The sequence below is a fragment of the Armatimonadota bacterium genome (assembly GCA_031459765.1).
In the GTDB taxonomy this organism is placed as follows: domain Bacteria; phylum Sysuimicrobiota; class Sysuimicrobiia; order Sysuimicrobiales; family Kaftiobacteriaceae; genus Kaftiobacterium; species Kaftiobacterium secundum.
The window spans coordinates 55,718-78,023 of the sequence record JAVKHY010000004.1 but is presented as its reverse complement, the minus strand read 5'-3'; the positions used below and the strand labels follow the sequence as shown (position 1 = coordinate 78,023).

The following is a 22,306-nucleotide window of genomic DNA, read 5'->3' as shown; positions in this document are numbered from 1 at the left end:
GTCCCCCTTCCTGCTGCGCCGTGGCGGGACGCCCTACCCTCCCCGCCGGCGCCGCCGGGCTGCCTTCCGGCGCCGCTTCACACTGGGGGATTCGTAGTGCTCGTGGCGCTTGGCGTCGGTGAGAATGCCCGAGCGCTTCACCTGGCGCTTGAACCGGCGCAGCGCGCTGTCCAGGCTTTCGTCCTTGCCGACACGGACTTCGGTCATGGGACCCACCCCCTCCTGACCTCACCCGCCCGCCGAGAACGCTGAGCGTCGGATGCGGCGTGGGTTGGCGACTCAGGCCATTATAGCAGGGACGGAAGCGGGCCGTCGACCCGATCAGCGCGTGACGGCGCCGAGGGCTGCGGAGGACACCAGGCGGGCGTACTTCGCCAGCGCACCGCCGCTGTAGCGGGGCGCCGGCGGCCGCCACGAGGCCAGACGCTCCGTCAGCGCCGCCTCGGAGAGGGCGACGTCGAGCCGGCGGGCGGGCACATCGAAGACAATGAGATCCCCGTCGCGCAGCGCCGCGATCGGACCGCCGCGGGCGGCTTCAGGAGCGACGTGACCGGCCATCAGGCCGTGGGTCGCCCCGGAGAAGCGACCGTCGGTGAGCAGCGCCACCGACTCGCCGAGGCCTGCGCCCACGAGTGCGGCGGTGACGGCGAGCATCTCGCGCATGCCGGGGCCGCCGACCGGCCCTTCGTAGCGGATGACGACGACGTCTCCCGGGCGGATCTTCCCGCCGGCGACGGCCTGGAACGCCTCCTCCTCGGAGTCGAACACCTTCGCCGGCCCCCGGTGCGTGCGGCGCGCGGAGCCGGCCAGCTTCACCACGCATCCCTCGGGAGCCAGGTTGCCGCGCAGGATGGCCAGCCCTCCGGTGGGCTCCAGCGGATCTTTGACCGGACGAACGACCTCCTGGCCGGGGCTCTCTCGGGCCACGGCGGCCTCGGCGGCAAGCGTCCGGCCGCTGGCGGTGATCGTCTCGCCGTGCAGCAGGCCCGCCTCCAGCAGCCGCTGCGTCACCAGCCGGATGCCGCCGGCGCGGTGCAGATCCACGGCGGTGAAGCGGCCCCCCGGTTTCAGGTCGACGATCAGGGGCGTGCGCCCGCTGAGGCGGTCGAAGTCGTCGATGGTCAGGGGAACCCCCGCCTCCTGAGCGACGGCCAGCAGGTGGAGCACGGCGTTCGTGGAGCCCCCCGAGGCGGCCACCGCCGTGATCGCGTTCTCCAGCGAGCGACGGGTGATGATCTCCCTCGGACGAATTCCGGCGCGGAGCAGTCCCATCACCAGGCGACCGGCCTCCCGTGCGGCGGCGTCCTTGTCCGGGGACATGGCCGGGATGTCGGCGCTGCCCATGGGGCTGATCCCCATCACCTCAAAAGCCATCGCCATGGTGTTGGCGGTGAACTGCCCGCCGCAGGCGCCCGGGCCCGGACAGGCGGCGGATTCGAGCTCCGCCAGCTGCGCCGCATCCAGCCGGCCCGCATGGTAGGCGCCGACCGCCTCAAAGACGTCCTGCACGGTGACATCCCTGCCCCGGAACCTTCCGGGGGCGATCGACCCGCCGTACAGCAGGAGGGCGGGGAGGTTGAGACGGGCCAGGGCCATGACCGCTCCCGGGATCGTCTTGTCGCACCCGGCGATGGCCACCAGCCCGTCCAGCAGATAGCCGCGGGCGACGAGCTCGATGGAGTCGGCAATGATCTCCCGGCTGACCAGGGAGGTGCGCATCCCCTCGGTCCCCATGGAGATGCCGTCGGAGATGGCGATGGTGTTGAACTCCAGGGGCGTCCCGCCCGCCTCACGGACACCCGACTTCACCTGCTCGGCGAGGCGCCGCAGGTGGTAGTTGCAGGGCATAAGCTCGATCCAGGTGTTGGCGATGCCGATCAGGGGACGGCGCAGGTCCTCGTCGGTCAGCCCGATGGCCCTGAAGTAGGAGCGTGCCGGCGCGCGGTCCGGCCCGTCGAGCAGCCGCGCGCTGTGCTCGCGGAATGCTGCGTTGCGCTCGTGAACCTCCGCCCTGGAGTTGCGAACCTCCGCCCTGGGCTCGCGAACCTCCGCCCTGCACTCCGGCATCGCCATCTTCACCGTCCTCCCGACCCCGCAACCCGGGACAGCGCGGCGACCACCGCCTCCCCCATCTCCGCCGTGGTCGCCGTTCCTCCGAGATCGGGGGTGCGCACGCCGGCGGCGATCGCCGCCTCCACCGCGGCTTCGATTTCGGCGGCGATCTCGGGTCGGCGGAAGGAGTGGCGGACCATCAACGCCGCGCTGAGGATCGCGCCGACGGGGTTGGCGATCCCCTTCCCCGCGATGTCCGGCGCCGATCCGTGCACCGGCTCATAGAGGAAGGGAGGCGTCTCCCCCAGGCTGGCCGACGGGAGGAGTCCCATCGACCCGACCACGGCGCCGGCTTCGTCGCTGAGGATGTCGCCGAACATGTTCTCTGTCACGATCACATCGAAGGCGCGGGGGGCGCGGACCAGCTGCATGGCGCAGGTGTCCACCAGCATGTGCTCGACGGCAACCTCCGGGAACGCGGCGGCCTCCTCCACCACCACCTCCCGCCACAGCCGGGAGGTTTCCAGCACGTTCGCCTTGTCCACCGAGGTCAGGCGCCGGCGGCGGCGCCGCGCCGCATCCAGCCCCGTGCGAACGAGGCGCCGGATCTCCTGGCGTCGGTAGCGCAGCGTGTCCACGGCCTCATCCCCGTCGCGGCCCCGCGGCGTGCCGAAGTACAGGCCCCCGGTGAGCTCCCTGACGATGAGGAGATCCGTCCCCGAGGCGACCTCCGGCCGCAGCGGCGCCCGGTCCAGCAGGGAGGGGAAGACGCGCGCCGGCCGCAGATTGGCGTACACCCCCAGGGCGCGGCGGAGCTCGAGGAGTCCCCGCTCCGGCCGCCGGTCGCCCGGCAGATCGTCCCACCGTGGGCCGCCCACAGCCCCCAGCAGCACGGCATCGGCGGTACGACAGAGGTCCACCGTCTCCGCCGGGAGCGGACGGCCGGTCCGTTCCAGTGCCGCGCCCCCGATGAGCCCGTCCGCGGTCTCGACGGCCAGACCGTGGCGGCGGGCGGAGGCGACGAGCACCCTCACGGCTTCGGCCGTCACCTCCGGGCCGACGCCGTCACCCGGCAGGACGGCGATCCTCACCGGGCGCGGTCACCCCCGGCGCGTCTCGAAGGTCTGCTGGATTCGCTCCAGGACCCACTCCGGCCCGGCGGTTTCGTCGGGCTCGCGGCGCTGTTCCGCTTCCGACTCCGTCTTGCCCCGGCGCTCACCGCTCCGGGATGCGGACTCCGACATCGATATTCCTCCTCTGTGCCACAAAGGCTGCGCTATCCCCGCTCCTGCAGCGCCCGGCGCTGGGCCCGGATGTAGCCCACCAGTCCCCCCGCATCGACCAGGCGCTGCATGAACTCCGGAATCGGCTGGCCGCGGTAGAGGTCCCCCCGCGTCAGGTTGCGTACGGTGCCGGCCCCGAAGTCCACCTCCACCACATCGCCGTCCCGCACGCCGCCGGCGGCCGCAGGGCACTCGAGCAGAGGCAGGCCGACGTTGAAGGCGTTGCGGTAGAAGATCCGGGCGAAGGAAGCCGCCACCACCGCGGCGAGGCCCAGCCCCCGGAGGGCCAGGGGGGCGTGTTCCCGGGAACTGCCCTGGCCGAAGTTCTCGCCGGCAATGAGGATGTCGCCCTCTCCGATCTGCTCGCGCAGCGACGGGTCGAGATCTTCGAACGCATGCCGCGCCAGGTCCGCCGGGTCCGCGGTCACCAGGTAGCGCGCCGGAATAATCACGTCGGTATCGATGTGGTGGCCGACGACATGGGCCCGACCCCGCCGGATCATCGCCTCATCCCCGGGCCGGCACCGCTTCGCCGACGACGTCCGCGGGATGGGTCAACCGACCGGTCACCGCCGTGGCCGCCGCCACCGCCGCGTTGGCCAGGTAGACGCGGCTGGTCCTGTGGCCCATCCGTCCGACGAAGTTCCGGCTGCTGGTCGAGACGCAGACCTCCCCGGCACCGAGCACGCCCATGTGTCCTCCGATGCACGGCCCGCAGGTCGATGTGCTGACCGCGGCGCCGGCGTCGAGAAAGATCCGGATCAGTCCCTCCTCCAGTGCCTGGCGGTAGATTGCGGGGGTCGCCGGGATGACGAGCAGGCGCGTGTCCCGGTGCACCGTGCGGCCGGACAGGATCCGCGCCGCCATGCGGAGGTCCTCCAGGCGCCCGTTGGTGCAGGTGCCGATGAAGCACTGGTCCACAGGCACCCCCGCCGCCTCCCGGACCGGGACGACGTTGCCGGGAGACGACGGAGCGGCAACCACCGGGTCCAGGCTGTCCACCTCGATCGTCCGCACATCGGCGTACGCCGCGTCGGGGTCGGACCGGACCACCGTGAACGGCCGGCGGGCGCGCGGAGCGATCCACCCCAGCGTCCGCTCGTCGGGTTCCATGATGCCGTTCTTGGCGCCGGCCTCCACCGCCATGTTGGTGATGGAGAACCGTTCGTCCATCGTCAGGAAGGCCAGGGCGTCGCCGGCGAACTCCATCGCCGCGTAGCGCGCGCCGTCCACGCCGATCATCCCGATGATGGTCAGGACCAGGTCCTTGCCCGTCACCCAGGGCCGCGGCCGTCCCCGCAGGACGAAGCGCAGGGTCTGTGGCACCCGCAGCCAGAGGCGGCCGGTGATCAGGGCCGCGGCCAGGTCGGAGGAGCCGACCCCGGTGGCGAAGGCGCCCAGGGCCCCGTGGTTGCACGTGTGGGAGTCGGCGCCGACGAAGAGGTCGCCCGGACCGACAAAGCCCTCCTCGGCGAGGAGGACGTGGGCGATGCCGGCGCGGCCGACGTCGTAGAAGTGGGGCAGTCCCTGGGCCCGCACAAACTCCCGCGTGATGCGGGCCTGGTCGGCGGAGGCGATGTCTTTGTTGGGGACGTAGTGGTCGAGGACGAAGGCCACCCGGTCGGGATCGAAGACGGCCTCGCCGCCCATCTTCTGAAACTCCTGGATGGCCAGGGGGGCGGTGATGTCGTTGGCGAAGGCGAAATCGACCCGGCAGTCCACGATCTCTCCCGGGCGGACCGAGGGGACCCCGCTGTGCGCGGCGAGGATCTTCTCGGTCATGGTCATGCCCACGCGCGGGACCCTCCCGGGACCACGGATGCCGCGCGGCGGGCCAGCAGCTTGTTGATCGCCGCTAGATAGGCCCGGGCGCTGGCTTCGAGGACGTCGGTGCTGCTCGCGCGGCCCACCGCCAGCGCGCCGTCCAGCCGGAGGCGCGCCACGGCCTCGCCCACCGCCTCCGCGCCGCCGGCCACGGCGCGGACCGTGTAGTCCACCAGCGCCGGCCTCATGGCGACGATGTCGTTGATCGCCGCGAAGATGGCGTCTACCGGACCGTCTCCCGTCGCCGTCCGCTCGATGCGGCGGCCGCCGGAGGTGAGCGCCACCACCGCCGAGGGTTTCCGGGCGCTGCCGGTCGTCACCTCGAAGCCGCTCAGCTCCCAGGTGGAGGGCGGGGCGGCCAGGTCATCCTCGACCAGCGCCACGAGTTCCTCGGGCAGCACCGTCTTCTTCCGGTCGGCCACCTCCTTGAACCGGCGGTAGACGCGGTCCACCTCCTCCCGGCTGAGCCGGAATCCCGCCGCCTCCAGCACCGCGGCCAGCGCGTGGCGGCCAGAGTGTTTGCCCAGGACCAGCCGGTTGGCGGGCAGGCCCACCGACTCGGGGGTCATGATCTCGTAGGTGGCCCGATCCATCAGCACCCCGTGCTGGTGAATCCCTGCCTCATGGGCGAAGGCGTTGGCCCCGACCACGGCCTTGTTGGGCTGGACCTCGATGCCGGTGAGGGCGCAGAGCAGCCGGCTGGTGGCGGCGATCTGCGTCGTGTCCACGCCTGTGGTCAGGCCGTAGCGGTCGGCGCGCGTATGCAACGCCATGATCACCTCTTCCAGGGCGGCGTTGCCGGCCCGCTCCCCGATGCCGTTGATCGTGCCCTCGACCTGCCGGGCGCCGGCCCGGATCCCGGCCAGGGTGTTGGCCGTGGCCAGGCCCAGGTCGTCGTGACAGTGCACGCTGACCGTGACCGCCTCCATGCCGGGGACGCGCTCGATCAGGGTCCGCACCAGCGCGGCGAACTCCTCCGGCTGGGCGTAGCCGACGGTGTCCGGGATGTTGATCACGGCCGCCCCCGCGTTGATCGCCGCCTCGAAGACGCGGCAGAGAAACTCGACGTCCGATCGCGTGGCGTCCTCCGCGCTGAACTCCACCTCCGGACACAGCCGGCGCGCCAGCCGCACGGCGTCGGCGGCCGACTCCAGGACGGCCTCAGGACTCATGCGCAGTTTCCGGGCCATGTGGATCGGCGAGGTGGCGATGAAGGTGTGGATACGGGGACGCTCCGCCTCCCGCACCGCCTCCCAGGCTCGCTCGATATCCCCGGGCGCGGTCCGGGCCAGGACGCAGACCGTCGGTCCCGCCACCTCCTGGGCCACCCTCCGCGCCGCCTCGAACTCGCCCGGGGAGGAGACGGGAAATCCCGCCTCAATCACATCCACGCCCAGATGCGCCAGCTGCCGCGCCATCTCCACCTTCTCGTCGGCACTCATGGAGAACCCCGGCGACTGCTCGCCGTCGCGCAGCGTCGTGTCGAAGATCCAGACCCGTTCCGGGCGCACCGGCCGCGGCACCGTGTGCATCTCAGGAGGCTCCGACCGGTTCCGGCGAGGCGGCCCGACGGCGGAGCCAGGGCATCATGGCGCGCAGGCGTCGGCCGACCTCCTCGATCGGGTGCGCCGCCTCCAGGCGACGGTACGCCGTCATGGCGGGCCGACCGGCCTGGTTCTCCAGGACCCACTCCCTGGCGAAGGTGCCGTCCTGCACCTCCCGGAGGATCCGGCGCATCGCCTCGCGGACGTGCTGGTCGATAACCGCCCCCCCGCGGGTGTAGTCGCCGTACTCCGCCGTGTCGGACACCGAGTACCGCATGTAGGAAAACCCGCCTTCGTAGATGAGGTCGACAATGAGCTTCATCTCGTTCAGACACTCGAAGTAGGCAATCTCCGGGGAGTATCCCGCCTCCACCAGGGTCTCGAAGCCCGCCTTGATCAGGCTGGTGATCCCGCCGCACAGCACGGCCTGCTCCCCGAACAGGTCGGTCTCCGTCTCCTCGCGGAAGGTCGTCTCGATGACGCCCGCCTTCGTGCAGCCGATCCCCCGGGCATAGGCCAGCGCGGTGGCTTTGGCCTGTCCCGAGGCGTCCCGGTGGACGGCCAGGAGCGCCGGGACGCTGGCTCCCTCCACGAACAGCTCCCGCATCCGGTGGCCGGGAGCCTTCGGCGCGATCATCACCACGTCGGTGTCGGGCGCAGGCTGGATCTGGTTGTAGTGGATGTTGAACCCGTGGGCGAAGAGCAGCGTCCGCCCCGGGCGCAGGTGCGGGGCGATCTCCTGGTCGTAGAGGGTGCGCTGCACGTGGTCGGGGACCAGCATCGCCACGACGTCGGCCCGCGCCGCCGCCTCGCCCACGGCGGCCACGGTCAGCCCCTCCGCCTCCGCCTTCGCCCAGGAGGCGCTCCCCCGGTAGAGCCCCACCACAACGTTCACTCCGCTGTCCCGCAGGTTCAGGGCATGGGCGTGGCCCTGGCTGCCGTATCCGATGACCGCCACGGTGCGCCCCGCCAGCGGGGTCAGCGGCGCATCCTGGTCGTAGTAGATCCTGGCCATCTTCCACCTCCTTGCGGTATGGGCGTGTCCGCCAAGGGGCCGGTGCGCCCTCGGCGCTCGCCCTAGGTCGCCTGCGCGCCGCGGACCAGCGTGACCTGGCCGGTGCGGGCCACCTCCCGGATGCCGTGTTTGGCCAGCAGCGACAGGATGGCGTCGATCTTCTCGCCCTTGCCGGTGACCTCCAGGGTCATCGTCCGGTCGGTGAGGTCCACCACGCTGGCCCGGAAGACGTTGGCGATTTCCATGATCTCCATCCGCGTGCCGGGCGTGGCGTTCACCTTCACCAGGGCCAGCTCGCGGTCCACCGTGGCCGCCCCGTCCACCGCGGTCGCCCGCCGCACCTCGACGAGCTTGCGCAGCTGCTTGGCGAACTGTTCCGTGCGCTCGGGCGGGGTGTCCACGACAATGGTCATCCGCGAGATCGCCGGGTTCTCCGTCGGGCCCACAGACAGGCTGTGGATGTTCACGCCGCGCCGGCGGATCAGGCCCGCGACACGCACCAGCACGCCGGGGCTGTTGTCCACCAGAACGCTGATCGTGGCCACGGCCGCCTCCACCTCACTCATCGATGATCATCTCGGCCACGGACTGGCCCGAAGGGATCATGGGCAGGCAGTTCTCCTCGGGATCGCACCGGATGTCCACCACCACCGGCCCGTCCTCGACGGCCAAAGCGCTGCGCAGCGCGGGTTCGACCTGCTCCGGCCGCTCCACGCGGATCCCGCGGGCGCCGAAGGCCTCGGCCACGCGGGCGAAGTCGGGGTTGCGCAGGATGGACGCCGACCGCCGGTCGCGGTAGAAGAAGGTCTGCCACTGGCGCACCATCCCCAGGGCGCCGTTGTTCAGGACGATGATCGGCAGAGCCATTCGGTACTCGACGGCGGTGCTGAGATCCTGCATCGTCATCTGAAAGCCGCCGTCCCCCACCACCGCCACCACAAGGCTCTCCGGGCAGGCGAACTTCGCCCCCAGGGCCGCCGGGAACCCGAACCCCATCACGCCGAGCCCACCCGAGGAGATGAAGCGGCGCGGCCCGCGCGGCCGGTACCACTGCGCCATCCACATCTGGTGCTGTCCCACATCGGTGGTGACGACGGCCTCGCCGCCGGTGATCCGGTTCAGCTGGTCGCAGACGTACTGGGCGCTGACGGTGGCCTCGCCCTGCCGGTACCGGAACGGGTAGCGCCGCCGCCAGGTGTTGATCTGTGCCCACCAGCCGTCGATCTGGGGGGCGCGGACCTGAGAGGCCAGGGCGGCCAGAACCCGGGAGGCGTCTCCCACGATGGGGATGTGCGCCGGCTTGTTCTTGCCGATCTCCGCCGGGTCGATGTCGATGTGGATGAACCGGGCCCGGGGGGCGAAATCCCGCAGCCTGCCCGTCACGCGGTCGTCGAAGCGCACGCCGACGGCGAGGATGACGTCGGCCTCGTGCACCGCGTAGTTGGCGTAGACGCTCCCGTGCATGCCGAGCATCCCCAGGCACAGAGGGTGGGTCTCGTCCATCGCCCCCTTGCCCATCAGGGTGAGGGTGACGGGAATGCCCGTGCGCTCGGCCAGCGCCGTCAGCTCGGCGCTGGCTCCGGCGCTGATCACCCCTCCGCCGGCATAGATCACCGGCCGCGTCGCGGTCGCCAGCAGCTCCGCCGCCGCGGCGATCTGCCTGGGGTTGCCGTCGAGGACCGGACGGTATCCGGGAACCGGGATGCCGTCGAGGAAGGCCGGGACGGCGCTCTCCTGCAGGACGTCGCGCGGGAGGTCCACCAGTACCGGGCCCGGCCGCCCCGTTCGGGCCAGGTAGAAGGCGCGCTGCACGGAGGGCGCCACATCGCCCACCTCCAGGACCAGGTGGTTCCACTTCGTAATCGGCATCGTCACGCCGGTAACATCCGCTTCCTGGAAGGCGTCGTTGCCGATGACGGGCCGGGGCACCTGACCGGTGATGGCCACGATCGGAATGGAGTCCATCATGGCGTCCGTGATGCCCGTCACCAGGTTCGTGGCGCCGGGCCCCGAGGTCGCGGTGCAGACCCCGACCCGGCCGGAGGCGCGGGCGTAGCCCACGGCGGCGTGCGCGGCCACCTGTTCGTGGCGGACGAGGATGTGGCGGATGTCCTTCGCATCGTACAGGGCGTCGTAGATCGGCAAAGAGGCCCCGCCGGGATGGCCAAAGATGATCTCCACCCCTTCCCGCCGCAGCGCCTCCACCAGGATCTGCGCACCGGTCATCGTCCTGGCGCGGAGGGCACGCCTGCCCGGTGCTGCCTCGATCTGACGGGCCATGACACTCTCCTCCCGGCCCTGTAGGCCGCAAGAAACACAGCGCGGGAGACACCCTAAGGGCGGGTGCTCCCGCGGTACCACCTTAGTTCCAGCGACCGGTCCTCAGGACCGAGCCGCCGGCACTCGCACCGGTAACGGCGGCTGCCGGCGACGCCTAGCCGGTCAGGGGTCGGCGTCGCGGCTCAGGGACGAGTTCGACGCGGCGTCGGCTGCCGGATTCCACCCCCCACGGCTCTCTGGAAAGCGCCCGCCGGCGTCTACTGCTTCCCGTCATCGCCCGGCAATCACGGCACCGGATCCGCTCACCGGACCCGGATAGCAACAAGCCTGAGCGATAGATTCTGGAGGAACCTATCCCTCAGGCTTTTATCCTGACGGTGTAGCGGCCGCGCCCGGCCGCCTGCGCCGCTTGGACCGACCGGCTCTTGTGAAGCCGTGGAACCCTAGGCGCACTTCCTCTTCTGGAACTTGAAGGGAAGTCTACCGGACCCCTGTGCTCTTGTCAACAGGGTGGCCCTCCCTTCGGTGGCCGCTCAGGACGCGGGGCGTCGATCGACGATCTTCTTTTCTTCCGGCCAGACCACCCCGGGCGGCACCACTTCGACGGTGGCCCGCAGCCGCGTCGCCTCGTAGACGCTCTGGGCGATCCGCCCGGCCAGCGCCTCGCGGTCGGGGGCATCGCCGGCCACGCGGACGATCAGTTCGTCGAGCAGTCCCTCGCGGGTGACGATGGCCTGGTACCGGCGGACCTCGGGGAAGCGGGCCAGCGCCCGCTCCAGGTCGTGGGGATAGAGGAAGATGCCGCGGACTTTGACCCCCTCCCCGATGCGTCCCTCGATGCGCGTCAGCCGCGGCGCGGTACGGCCGCAGGGGCAATCGCCGTCGGCGAAGTGCGAGAGGTCGCCCGTGGCCAGGCGCAGGATCGGATAGACCGGGCTGAGGAAGGTCACGACGACCTCCCCGGGGACTCCGCGGGGCGGCGCCGTGCCCGTGCGGGGATCGACCAGCTCCACAATGACTCGGTCGTCCAGGTGCAGGCCGCGGCGCTCGGGGCACTCGTAGGCGATCAGACCGAGATCGGCGATGGCATAGCCCTGGCTGATCCGCAGCCCGAACCGGCGCTCCAGGTCGTTCCGTTGCGCCTCGTCCAGCGGTTCGCCGGAGACGAAGGCCAGGGCCAGCGGTGAGGCCGCCTGCAGCTCGTCGAGCTTGGCCAGCACCGTGGCCAGGAAACTCGGGGTCCCGATGAATCCCCGGGCCCGCAGGTCGATGGCGGTCTTGGCCTGGATCTCCACGTTGCCCACCCCTGTGGGCACCGCCACGCAGCCCAGCGCCTCCAGTGCCCCTTCGAACATGGCGCCGGCGGGGGTGAGGTGGTGGGAGAAGGCGTTCAGCACCACGTCGCCCCGGCGGAAGCCGGCGGCGTGCAGGGCCGGAGCGAACCCCCAGTAGTCGGGCTCCCGGCCCTCCGGGTCGTAGATCGGTCCCGGGGAGACGAAGATGCGGCGCAGCTCTGCCGGGGGCGCGCCGAGCCATCCGCCGAAGGGCGGGGCCTGGGCCTGCAGCGCCGGCAGGCGATCCTTGCGCACCAGCGGTAGCCGCGGCAGGTCGGCCAGGGTGATGGTTCGCGGGGACAGCCCGGCCGTGGCCAGGGCGTGCCGGATGGCCGCCGAGACGTCAAAAGCCTGCGTCAGCACTGCCCGCAGGCGCCCCTCCTGCTCCCGCAGACGCTCGGCGTGCGGGCGCCCTTCCGACGCCCTGTAGAACGACGCGTCGTGTCCGCCCATCAGACGGGATTCTTCCCTGGAGCGGTGGAGGAAGCCTCCTCCCCCCGGCCGTAATTACTGGGCAATACGCCATGGAGGCCATCCTGCAGACGGAGCACCTGCACCTGAGCTTCCACGGCATCCAGGCGGTTCAGGACGTCGGCTTTGACGTCCTGGACGGTGAGATCTTCGGGATCATCGGTCCCAACGGCGCCGGCAAGACCAGCGTCCTGAACTGCATCAACGGCTTCTACCGCCCGCAGCGGGGACGGATCACCTTCCGCGGCCGCGAGATCTCCGGGCTCCCCCCCCACGTCCGGGCGCAGCTGGGCCTCAGCCGCACCTTTCAGAATATCGCGCTCTACCCCGGGATGACCGTCCTCGACAACATCATGACCGGTCGCGCCATCCGGATGCGCTCGGGCGTACTGGCCTGCGGCCTCTACTGGGGCCCGGCCCAGCGGGAGCACATCGCCCATCGGGCGGCGGTGGAGGAGATCATCGACTTCCTGGAGATCGAAGCGGTGCGCGACGCCCGGGTGGCCGATCTGTCCTACGGTCTCCAGAAGAAGGTCGAGCTCGGCCGCGCACTGGCCACCGAACCGGCCCTGCTGATCCTCGACGAGCCCATGGCCGGGATGAGCGTGGACGAGAAGGCGGACATGGCGCGCTACATCCTGGAGTTGAAGGAAGTGCGCCACCTCCCGATGATCCTCATCGAGCACGACATGGGCGTGGTGATGGACCTCTGCGACCGGATCATGGTCATGGACTACGGCCGGAAGATCGCGGAAGGCCCCCCGGCCGAGATCCAGCGCCACCCCGAGGTGATCCGCGCCTACATCGGCACGGAGGCCCTCGCCTGACGATGGCCCGCGCCCTCCTCGAGCACCCCCGAAGCGTCCCGAGCCCATCCGGGCTCCCGCGGGCACTGGACACGCTGCCCAAGCTCCTGCGGCACAACGCGGAGCGGTTCGGCGATCGGACGGCGTTTCGGGAGAAGGACCTGGGGATCTGGCAGCCCATCTCCTGGCGGCGCTACTTCCACGCGGCGCGCGACTTCGGGCTGGGGTTGCAGGCCCTGGGATTCCGCCGCGGCGAGGTCCTGGCCATCGTCGGCGACAACCGTCCGGAGCTGTACTACGCGGCGCTGGGCGCCCAGTCCGTGGGGGGGATCTCCTACGGACTCTATCAGGACAGCCTGTCGGAGCAGCTGGCCCAGCTCATTGACTTCTCCGAGGCCCGGTTCGTCTTCTGCGAGGATCAGGAGCAGACGGACAAGGTCCTCGACGCGCTGGGCCGACTGCGCCGCGTCGAGTTCATCATCGTGGACGACTGGCGGGGGATGTGGCGCTACCGCCACCCGATGCTGCTCCGATTCGAGGAGGTCCTGCGCCGTGGCAGGGAACGCCACCAGGCCGACCCCCGGCGGTTCGACGAGGAGATCGACCAGGGCCGGGCCACGGATGTCGCCATCTTCTGCCAGACCTCGGGCACCACGGCGCTGCCGAAACTGGCCATGCTCTCCCATGCCAACCTGATCAGTCAGGGGCTGAACTTCCACGCCGTCGAGTCGCACATCGGCGTCGACGACGAGTTCGTCAGCTACCTGCCCTTCGCCTGGATCGGCGAGCAGATGCTCTCCGTGTCCCTCCACCAGCTGGTGGGGTTCACGGTGAACTTTCCCGAGGAGCCCGAGACGGCGCAGCGCGACTTCCGGGAGATCGCCCCGCGGTTCACCTTTGCCCCGGCGCGAATCTATGAAGGGCTGCACACCGCGGTCACCGTCCGCATCCTGGATGCAGGCTGGCTGCGCCGGAAGGTGTACGACTGGGGGCTGGGCGTGGGCGGCCGGATCGTGGAACGCCGGGCCGACGGGCAGCCGGTGTCGTGGTGGCTGCGGGTCCAGCGGAGTCTCGCCCGCTGGCTGGTGTATCGGCCGCTGCTGGACAAGATCGGTTTCGCCCGCCTCCGCGTGGCCTGGAACGGGGGCTCCCCGCTGGGGCCGGACTACTTCAAGTTCTTCCACGCCCTGGGGGTGAACCTCAAGCAGATCTACGGCCAGACGGAGATGGCCGGCATCTCCTGCGTCCACCGCGACGGGGCGGTGCGTTTCTGGACCATGGGCTCGCCCATCGCGAACACCGAGGTCCGGGTGACCGAGGAGGGGGAGATCGTCAGCCGCAGCCCGGCCCTCTTCCAGGGCTACTTCCGCAACCCGGAGGCGACGGCCCGGGCCCTCCGGGACGGGTGGCTCTATTCCGGAGACTACGGCACGTTGGACCCCAGCGGCGACGTGATCATGTTCGACCGGATGTCCGACGTCTTAGTCCTGGCCGACGGCACCCGCATCAGCCCCTGGGTGGTGGAGGCGATGCTGAAGTTCACCCCCTACATCCAGGAAGCCATGGTCGTCCTGGGGCCCGATCGGCGCACGCTGGCCGCGATCCTGAATATCGAGATGCGCAGCGTGGGGAAGTGGGCGGAAGATCGCGGCATCGCCTACACCTCTTACGCCGACCTCTCCCAGAAGCCCCAGGTGCTGGACCTGCTGCAGGGCCTCGTGGCCGAAGTGAACAGCCGCCTCCGCCCGGAATGGCGCCTGCGGCGGTTCCTCTCCCTGTACAAAGAGTTCCACCCCGACGACGACGAGCTCACCCGCACCCGCAAGCTGCGCCGCAGCTTCATCCAGGACCGCTACCGTGACCTGGTCGCCGCGCTGTGCTCCGACGCGCCCCACTACGACGCCGTCTTCACCATCCGCTACGAAGACGGCCGCACCGGAGAAGTGCGCACGCGCCTGGCGATCCGGGACCTCCCGTGACCGGGGTCGTGCCGTGAGCGGGCGTTCGCCGTGATCGAGTTTTTCCTGGGTGGGCTGATCAACGGGCTGGCCGTGGGCAGCATCTATGCCCTGATTGCGCTGGGCTTCGCCCTCCTGTACAAATCCACGAAGATCCTCAATCTGGCCCACGGCGAGCTGGTGCTGTTCGGCGGGTACCTGGCCATCGCCCTGAGCCATGTCCTGCCCTTCCCGGCGGCCGTCTTCGTCACCCTGCTCGCCGCCGGAATCCTCGGCTTTGCCATCGAGCGGGCCATCATGCGCCCGCTCTTCGGACAGCCCCTGCTCTCCGTGATCATCGTCACCCTGGCCCTGGGGTATATCGTGCGCGGGGTGATGGTCGGGCTGTGGGGCGGCGACACCCGGCAGTTCGCCGCCGGGCTGCCTACGGGCGTCACGGTCATCGCCGGCATCGCCATCCAGCGGGTCGGCATCTACAGCGCGGCCACGGCCGCAGCGCTGCTCCTGGTCTTCTGGCTGTTCTTCCGCTACTCGCTGGTGGGGATCGCCATGCGCGCCGCGGCCAACGAGCAACTGACCGCGAGCACGCTCGGGGTCAGCCTCCGCCGGGTCTTCGCCTACGCCTGGGCCTTTGCGGCGATCGCCGGGGCGGTGGGCGGCGTCCTGCTGGGCCTGTGGCTGGGCGTGAACTTCGCCCTGGGCTTCGTCGGGCTGAAAGCCCTGGCCGCGGTGATCCTGGGCGGGCTGGACAGCATCCCGGGCGCCATTGTGGGCGGACTGCTCATCGGCGTGATCGAGACCACGGTCGGCGGGTACATCGACGCCCACATCATCTATGGGTTCAAGGAGATCGTGGCCTTCATCATCATCCTGCTGGTGCTGATGATCCGGCCCTACGGGTTGTTCGGCACCGAGCACATCGAGCGGCTGTAGCGCCATGGCGGTCCGTCCGGCGGGCGACTTCAAAACCAGCTACCGGCAGGATATGGCCCTGCTGGACACCGCCTTCTACCGCTGGGGGTTCGGCCTTCTCGTCGCCGCCCTGATCCTCGCCCCCTTCTGGTTGGGGCACTTCATCTTTCTGTTGACCACCATCGGCATCTTCGCCATCGGCGCCACCGGATTGAGCCTGCTCACCGGCTTCACCGGCCAGATCTCACTCGGCCACGCCGCCTTCATGGCCATCGGCGCCTACGGATCGGCCGTGCTCACGGGCAACTACGGCCTGCCCTTCCTGGCCGCCCTGCCCCTCTCCGGGGTGCTGGCCTTCGCCTGCGGGGCCATCGTCGCCCTGCCGTCGCTGCGAATCAAGGGCCTGTACCTAGCCATCGCCACCCTGGCCTTTCAATTCCTCACCGAGTACACGATCATCCACGCCGTGGGCCAGGGGCTGGGCGCCATCTCCCTGCGCGCGCCGCGGATCGGTCCCTGGGTGCTGCGCGGCGAGATCCAGTTCTACTACCTGCTCCTGGCGGTGTGGCTGGTCAGCGGGGTGTTCGCGGCGAATCTGATCCGCTCCCGCGTCGGATTGGCCCTGATGGCGGTGCGCGACCGGGACTACGCGGCGCAGGTCATGGGGATCAACCTCCTGGCCTCCAAGACGCTCGCCTTCGGGATGAGCGCCTTCTATGCCGGCCTCGCCGGCAGCCTGTGGGCGCACTACAACCGGCTGATCTCCCCCGAGCACTTCACCATCGTCACCTCCATCGACTACGTGGCGATGATCGTCATGGGCGGGCTGACCAGCATCTGGGGGCCGCACCTGGGGGCGGCCCTGGTCATCAGCCTCTCCCAGGGATTGAAAATCATCACCCCGGCGGTGGTCACCATCCTCCCATCCTTTGCCAAGGTGGCCACCCCGCTGCGGGAGATCGTCTTCGGCGGCATCCTCATCCTGCTGTTGATCTGGGAACCGGGCGGGCTGGCGGCGCTGGCCCGCAAGCTCAAACGGCTGCTGGATCTGTGGCCGTTTAGTTACTGAGCTCCCAACTGTTGAGCTCCCGACCGGACTTGAAATTTCCCTCCGGCCCCGCTACCACATATTTCAGGGGGCCGACGGACTCTGCGCCCGCAGGGTCGCTCGCGGACATCACGGACACGGACAACCGAGCACAGGTGATGGCCATGCGCATCGCGCAGATTGCTCCCCTCATCGAGAGCGTCCCACCGAAGCGGTACGGCGGCACGGAACGCGTCGTCTTCAATCTGACGGAGGAACTGGTGCGCCTGGGGCACGAGGTCGTCCTGTTCGCCAGCGGGGACAGCACGACCTCGGCGGAACTGGTGCCGTGCTGTGACCGGGGACTGCGTCTCGACGGCCGGGTGCGGGACTTTCACGCCTATGCCACGATCCAGCTGGCAATGGTCTACGAACGAGCCCATGAGTTCGACATCATTCACAACCATGCCGACTACTTCGCCTTCCCCTTCGCCCGGCTGACGCGGACCCCGACCGTGACGACGATGCACGGCCGGCTGGACCTCCCCGAGGTGCGCCGGGTGAACGACTTCTTCCGGGAACAACCCCTGATCTCCATCAGCCGGGCGCAGCAACGCTTCCTGCCCAGGGCGAACTGGATCGCCACGGTGTACAACGGCATCGCCGTGGAGCAGTTCACCCTGCGGACACGGCCCGGGCGCTATCTGGCTTTCCTCGGGCGGGTGTCCCCGGAGAAGCGACTGGACCGGGCCGTGGAGGTGGCGCGCGCCGTGGGCATGCCGCTGCGCGTGGCGGCGAAGATCGACCCGGCGGACCGGGAGTATTACGAGCACGCCATCCGCCCGCTGCTGGACCACGATCTGGTGGAGTTCATCGGGGAGATCGACGAACAGGCCAAGGATGACTTCCTGGGCAACGCCTACGCCTATCTCTTCCCCATCGACTGGCCCGAACCGTTCGGGATCACGATGATCGAGGCCATGGCCACGGGCACTCCGGTCATCGCCATGGATTGCGGCTCGGTTCCGGAGGTCGTCGTGGACGGGGTGACCGGTTTTGTCTGCAAGGACGTCGGCGAGATGATCCGGGCCGTGGAGCGCATCCCGGAGATCTCCCGCCAGGCCTGCCGCGATCACGTCGCGCGCCACTTCTCCCGCGCCGTGATGGCCTCGCGCTACCTCCAGGCCTACCAGCGCGTGGTGGCCGCACCCGAATCCGTCCCGGCCTGAGATGCCAGCGGCGCTCCCACTCGGTCCGCCCCGGATCACGCTGGCGGAAGGGATGACGCTGTTCGTCAGCGCCCCCGACGGAAACATCTACCCCGGGGAGGACCACGGCCTGTTCGTCCAGGACACGCGCCTGCTGTCGCGCTACCGCCTGCGGCTGGGTCGCCGCCGCTGGCTGCTCGTCGGCTCGGCGCCCACCAGTCACTACGCCATGCAGGCGCACTTCGTCAACCCCGCCGTGACCTCAACCTCGGGACTGATCCCCCGCGGGACGCTGGCCCTGGTGTGGGAGCGGACCGTGCGCGGAGGAGTGCACGAAGACATCGGCATCACGAACTACGCCGACCGTCCCGCGGCCTTTCCCCTGGTCCTGGAAGCGGCCTGCGACTTCGCCGACATCTTCGAGATCCGCCGGATCGGTGCCCGGCGCGCCCGCCGGGTGCGCGTCGAGATCCGCGAGGACGAGCCGGCCGAGATCCGGTGGCGCTACGAACGCCAGGACTTCGTGCGCGGCCTCACCCTGCGCCTAGTGACCGCGGACAGCCGTCCCCGGCTGGCCCGGGCCCGCATCATCTTTCCGGTCACCGTGCCGCCGGGCGGCCGCTGGCGGGCCTGCCTCCATCTGGTCCCGGAGGTCGGGACGGAGGTGCTGGAGGCACCCTCGGCCTGCCACCAGACGTTGCTGGAAGAAGTGGAGGCGCGCCGGCGGGACTGGTACCGGGCGATGGCGTCCTGCCGGACGCCGGCGGCGGATGTGGAGGCCGCCTTCCGCCAGGCGGTGGACGATCTGACCGTGCTGCGGCTGACGGCGGCGGATGCGCGGGCGGAAGAGGTCGTCGTCGCCGCGGGGCTGCCCTGGTTCGCCACCCTGTTCGGGCGCGACAGCCTCATCATCAGCCTGGAGTCGCTTCCCGTGGTCAAGGCCTTCGCCCCGGCCGTGCTCCGCGCCCTGGCCGCCCGGCAGGCCACCGCGGTGGACGACTTCCGGGATGCGCAACCCGGAAAGATCCTGCACGAGATCCGCCACGGCGAACTGGCACACTTCCATGAAATCCCCCACACGCCTTACTACGGCACCGCCGACGCCACCCCGCTGTATCTCATCCTGCTCCACGAGACCTACCGGTGGACGGGAGACCGGGCGCTGGTGGAGGAGGTGTTCCCGGCCGCGGAGCGGGCGCGGCACTGGATCGACACCTACGGGGACCTCGACGGGGACGGGTTTCAGGAGTATCTGCGTCGGTCGCCTCGGGGCATCACGCATCAGGGCTGGAAAGACTCGGAGAATGCCACGGTCCACGGCGACGGCTCGCCGGCCGAGCCGCCGGTGGCGCTGGTCGAACTGCAGGGTTATGTCTACGACGCCAAGCGCCGCCTCGCCGATCTCTACGCCCTCCTGGGCCGCCCGGCCGAGGCGGCGCGGCTGCGGAAAGAGGCCGCCCGGCTGCGCGAGCGCTTCTGGGAGCGGTTCTGGTGGCCGGCCGAAGGGACCTATTTCCTTGGCCTCGACCGCTGGAAGCAACCGATCGCTTCGGTGGTGAGCAACGCCGGACACGCGCTGTGGTCCGGCATCGCGAAGCCGGAGCACGCCGGCGCGATCGTCCGTCGCCTGATGGCCCCCGACATGTTCAGCGGATGGGGAATCCGCACGCTGAGCAGCCGCCACCCCGCCTACAACCCCTATGGATACCAGGTCGGCGCGGTGTGGCCCCACGACAGCGCCCTGATCGCCCTCGGATTTCGCCGGTACGGCTTCGCCCGGGAGGCGGCGCAGGTGGCGGAAGGCATCTTCGCCGCCTCCGCCTGGTTCCGGTCGCACCAGCTGCCCGAGCTGTTCGCCGGGCTGGACCGTCAGCCGTGCTGCTTCCCCGTACCGTATCGGGAAGCGAACGTGCCGCAGGGTTGGGCGGCGGGCGCGGTCTTCCTGCTCATCACCGCGCTGCTGGGCATGCGCGCCGACGCCCCCCGCGCCCGCCTGCTCCTGGACCCTTTTCTCCCGGAATGGCTTCCGTCGCTCACCCTGCAGGGCCTCACCGTCGGGCCGGCGCGCTGCGACCTCCGTGTCTACCGGTCGGGGGAGGACACCAGGGCCGAGATCGAGGTGCGCGAGGGATCGCTCGACCTCCTCATCGAACCCTGGTCACCCGACGAGATCTGACGCCCTGAGGGCGGTCCGGCCGGGGAAGCGTCAACAACTTCGCGACGGTCGGCTTGCCTGCGCCGCCGCTTCCGGAGGCATGCGCTAGGCCAGCCAGCGCTTGCGCCGCTTGTAGCTCTTCACCTCGGTAAAGCGGCGCCGTTCCGCGCCGCGCACGCCCAGGTAGAACTCCTCGACGTCGGCATCCTCGCGCAGTTTGGCGGCCGGCCCGTCCAGAACGATCTTGCCGTTCTCCATGATGTAGCCGTAGGAGGCAAGATCGAGCGCCATCTTCGCGTTCTGCTCGACGAGAAGGATCGTCATCCCCGCTTCCGTGTTCAGCCGGTGGATCAGTCCGAAGATCTCCCGGGCCACGAGCGGCGCCAAACCCAGACTGGGCTCGTCCAGGAGGAGGAGACGCGGGGCGGCCATCATCGCGCAGCCGATGGCCAGCATCTGCTGCTCGCCCCCGGACAGGTACCCGGCGCGCACCCGCCGCCGCTCCCGCAGCCGGGGAAAGTACCCGTACACCGATTCCAGTGAGGCGATGCCTGCCCCTGTGGCCGGTCCGTCCCCGGCGCCGTGCCCACTCCCGCGACGACCACGGCGCAGGGCGGCGCCGACCAGCAGATTCTCCTCCGCGGTCAGTTCCTCGAAGAGCCGGCGTCCCTCGCGGACCATCACAATCCCCATCTGCGCCGTCTCCTCGGGCAGCAAGTTCTGAATCCGCCGGCCGGCGAACTCGACGCTGCCGCGTGTCACCTCGCCGCGTTCCAGCCGGACCAGTCCGGTGATCGCCTTCAGCGTCGTCGTCTTCCCGGCACCGTTGGCCCCGATCAGAGCCGTGATCTTCCCCTCGGGCACGGTCAAGGACACGCCCTTGAGCACCAGGATGGTGCCCCAGTAGACGACCTCGATGTTATTGAGGGTGGCCAGGGGAGCGCCGCCGGGGGAAACCAGAGTTCCCCCGGCGGCAGTCGCTTCAGAACCCAAGCCAGTCTTTTCGCCGCTCAATCGTCACCTGCTTGACGAGCGTGATCCGCCCGCTCCGGATCTGCATGATGCGCGTCGTCGTGGACGGCCGGTGGTCGGTGCGGGTCAGGGTGACGGCCGGCGCCAGCCCCTGGGGATCCCAGTCCTTCAGCGTCTCCAGCGCGGAGCGGACCGAGGGCCCGCTGAACCCGCCCAGGCGGGAGTAGGTGGGCCAGTTGTCGACGATGATCTCCAGGCCCCGCCGCAGCAGCAGCACGTTGAGCCAGCCCCGCACATAGGAGGCGATCGCCGGCGTCTGCGTAGTGCCCCACTGGAACTCCGGGAGGCGCCCCCGGAACCGCGTGTAGGCCTCGGCCATCGTCTTGAAGCCCGGCGCCGGCTCGCCGAAGTAGGTGTGCGGGGTGCTGCCGTAGACGCCCTCGGCGCTGGCCCCGATGAGCTTGATCATGCTCTCGTCGTATCCCCAGACGTTCACAAAGAACTTCGTCGTCAGCCCCGCCGCCTTAGCGTCGCGGACGATGACCGAGGCCGAGTTGGTCGTGCCGCCGATCCAGGCGAAGTCCGCGCCGAAGCTCTTCACCGCGGCCACCTGGGAGCGCGCCTCCAGGGCGGTCAGGGCCACGATCTGGTCCGGCCCGACCTCGAACCCCAGTTCCTGCGCGTAGGCCTTCCCCGCGGGGATCGGGGCGCGGCCGTAGGGGTGGTCCGGGTACATGAAGACGATCTTCGGCCGGCTGATCCGGGCCTGGTCGGCCAGTTCCCGGGCAAACTTCAGCACCGCCCGCAGTTGGTCGGAGTAGCTGCTCACCGGATAGAAGTTGTAGGGTGTCTTGGCCGGATCGTTGAGGTGGGAGGAGTACGACGCCGAGATGTAGGGGATCTGGTCTTCGCTGATCTGGTCTTTCAGGGCTTCGGTATCGCCCGTGCCCCATCCGATGATCGCGTTCACCCTGTCCACATCCCGGTATTTCCGGTACAGGGACAGGGCGTCGGGGATGCGGTACCCGTAGTCGGACCAGACAAGGTCCAGCTTCACCCGGCCGCGGATGCCGCCTTCGACCTCGTTGATGTAGCGGACGTGGTCCAGCACCCCCTTGTGGTAATCGACCCCGACGTCCGAGGTCGGTCCGGTGGTATCAAAGAGAGCCCCCACCTTGACGGTGGCGGGAATCGGCTGTTGTGCCAGAACCGGCGTCCACCCCGCGACGAGCAGGACCCCCAGCGCCAGGACGACCCACTTCCTCATCGCTCTCCCCTCCCGACGACGAAACCTCAACCGCTGCGCCCTACCCACCGATGGAGACCGCGAATATTGGGGGTGGAATTCGGCCCGCCGGGGGGCTTCCCCCTCTCCGCGGACACGACCCCGGTCGATTCCGGGGCCTGGCCGCGCCGACCTTTCGCAACCCGGGCGGGAGACGGCAGGCGACGCGCGGCGGCGTAG

General features: G+C 69.9%; 19 protein-coding genes. 6 read left to right on the top strand and 13 right to left on the bottom strand.

The genetic code is table 11. The features are described 5' to 3' along the window. Nucleotides 1-33: 33 nt before the first annotated feature. The 11 genes from rpsU to QN141_06725 form a co-directional block, all read right to left on the bottom strand. Entirely contained in the window at nt 34-207 is a 174-nt protein-coding gene (gene rpsU / locus QN141_06775) for a 30S ribosomal protein S21 (GenBank protein MDR7558174.1), read from the bottom strand. A 114-nt stretch (nt 208-321) separates the two neighbouring features. Beyond that, nucleotides 322-2,073 (bottom strand): dihydroxy-acid dehydratase, encoded by a 1,752-nt coding sequence (ilvD, locus tag QN141_06770; GenBank protein MDR7558173.1) that lies wholly within the window; start codon nt 2,071-2,073, stop codon nt 322-324. 2 nt (nt 2,074-2,075) lie between these two features. Continuing rightward, a complete protein-coding gene (gene leuB, locus QN141_06765; GenBank protein MDR7558172.1) occupies nt 2,076-3,143 on the bottom strand; it encodes a 3-isopropylmalate dehydrogenase in 1,068 nt (355 codons plus the stop codon). Nucleotides 3,144-3,152: 9 nt separating this feature from the next. Then, complete coding sequence (locus tag QN141_06760; protein ID MDR7558171.1) at nt 3,153-3,296, bottom strand: hypothetical protein; 144 nt, start codon at nt 3,294-3,296, stop codon at nt 3,153-3,155. A 32-nt stretch (nt 3,297-3,328) separates the two neighbouring features. After that, nucleotides 3,329-3,838 (bottom strand): 3-isopropylmalate dehydratase small subunit, encoded by a 510-nt coding sequence (locus tag QN141_06755; protein MDR7558170.1) that lies wholly within the window; start codon nt 3,836-3,838, stop codon nt 3,329-3,331. Nucleotides 3,839-3,842: 4 nt separating this feature from the next. Beyond that, nucleotides 3,843-5,129: a 3-isopropylmalate dehydratase large subunit gene (locus tag QN141_06750; protein MDR7558169.1), complete on the bottom strand. Its 1,287-nt coding sequence runs from the start codon at nt 5,127-5,129 to the stop codon at nt 3,843-3,845. After that, nucleotides 5,120-6,691, bottom strand: coding sequence for a 2-isopropylmalate synthase (locus QN141_06745; GenBank protein MDR7558168.1), 1,572 nt, complete (start codon nt 6,689-6,691; stop codon nt 5,120-5,122). The genes QN141_06750 and QN141_06745 overlap by 10 nt, the downstream gene beginning before the upstream one ends. A 1-nt stretch (nt 6,692) precedes the next feature. Continuing rightward, a complete protein-coding gene (gene ilvC, locus QN141_06740; GenBank protein MDR7558167.1) occupies nt 6,693-7,718 on the bottom strand; it encodes a ketol-acid reductoisomerase in 1,026 nt (341 codons plus the stop codon). Between the two features lie 62 nt (nt 7,719-7,780). Next, nucleotides 7,781-8,284, bottom strand: a complete 504-nt coding sequence (gene ilvN, locus QN141_06735) for an acetolactate synthase small subunit (protein ID MDR7558166.1) — start codon at nt 8,282-8,284, stop codon at nt 7,781-7,783. Continuing rightward, nucleotides 8,277-9,998, bottom strand: coding sequence for a biosynthetic-type acetolactate synthase large subunit (gene ilvB / locus QN141_06730; GenBank protein MDR7558165.1), 1,722 nt, complete (start codon nt 9,996-9,998; stop codon nt 8,277-8,279). Before ilvB ends, ilvN begins: the two co-directional genes overlap by 8 nt. A gap of 533 nt (nt 9,999-10,531) precedes the next feature. Beyond that, nucleotides 10,532-11,785, bottom strand: a complete 1,254-nt coding sequence (locus QN141_06725) for a phenylacetate--CoA ligase family protein (GenBank protein MDR7558164.1) — start codon at nt 11,783-11,785, stop codon at nt 10,532-10,534. 71 nt (nt 11,786-11,856) lie between these two features. On the opposite strand from QN141_06725, the gene QN141_06720 reads away from it, so the two are divergent. The 6 genes from QN141_06720 (at nt 11,857) to QN141_06695 (ending at nt 19,890) form a co-directional block, all read left to right on the top strand. Beyond that, nucleotides 11,857-12,630, top strand: a complete 774-nt coding sequence (locus QN141_06720; protein MDR7558163.1) for an ABC transporter ATP-binding protein — start codon at nt 11,857-11,859, stop codon at nt 12,628-12,630. 2 nt (nt 12,631-12,632) lie between these two features. After that, nucleotides 12,633-14,588, top strand: coding sequence for an AMP-binding protein (locus tag QN141_06715; protein MDR7558162.1), 1,956 nt, complete (start codon nt 12,633-12,635; stop codon nt 14,586-14,588). Nucleotides 14,589-14,618: 30 nt separating this feature from the next. Further along, the gene (locus QN141_06710) at nt 14,619-15,500 is read left to right on the top strand and encodes a branched-chain amino acid ABC transporter permease (GenBank protein ID MDR7558161.1); all 882 of its coding nucleotides are present in this window, start codon (nt 14,619-14,621) and stop codon (nt 15,498-15,500) included. Nucleotides 15,501-15,504: 4 nt separating this feature from the next. Further along, complete coding sequence (locus tag QN141_06705; protein ID MDR7558160.1) at nt 15,505-16,548, top strand: branched-chain amino acid ABC transporter permease; 1,044 nt, start codon at nt 15,505-15,507, stop codon at nt 16,546-16,548. A 137-nt stretch (nt 16,549-16,685) separates the two neighbouring features. Continuing rightward, nucleotides 16,686-17,735 carry a glycosyltransferase family 4 protein gene (locus QN141_06700; GenBank protein ID MDR7558159.1) on the top strand — a complete coding sequence of 350 codons (1,050 nt, stop codon included), beginning with the start codon at nt 16,686-16,688 and terminating at the stop codon, nt 17,733-17,735. A gap of 52 nt (nt 17,736-17,787) precedes the next feature. Next, entirely contained in the window at nt 17,788-19,890 is a 2,103-nt protein-coding gene (locus tag QN141_06695; protein MDR7558158.1) for a glycogen debranching N-terminal domain-containing protein, read from the top strand. 84 nt (nt 19,891-19,974) lie between these two features. On the opposite strand, the gene QN141_06690 is transcribed toward QN141_06695, so the two are convergent. After that, nucleotides 19,975-20,805, bottom strand: a complete 831-nt coding sequence (locus tag QN141_06690; GenBank protein ID MDR7558157.1) for an ABC transporter ATP-binding protein — start codon at nt 20,803-20,805, stop codon at nt 19,975-19,977. Between the two features lie 46 nt (nt 20,806-20,851). Continuing rightward, nucleotides 20,852-22,108 (bottom strand): ABC transporter substrate-binding protein, encoded by a 1,257-nt coding sequence (locus tag QN141_06685; GenBank protein MDR7558156.1) that lies wholly within the window; start codon nt 22,106-22,108, stop codon nt 20,852-20,854. Nucleotides 22,109-22,306 lie beyond the last annotated feature (198 nt).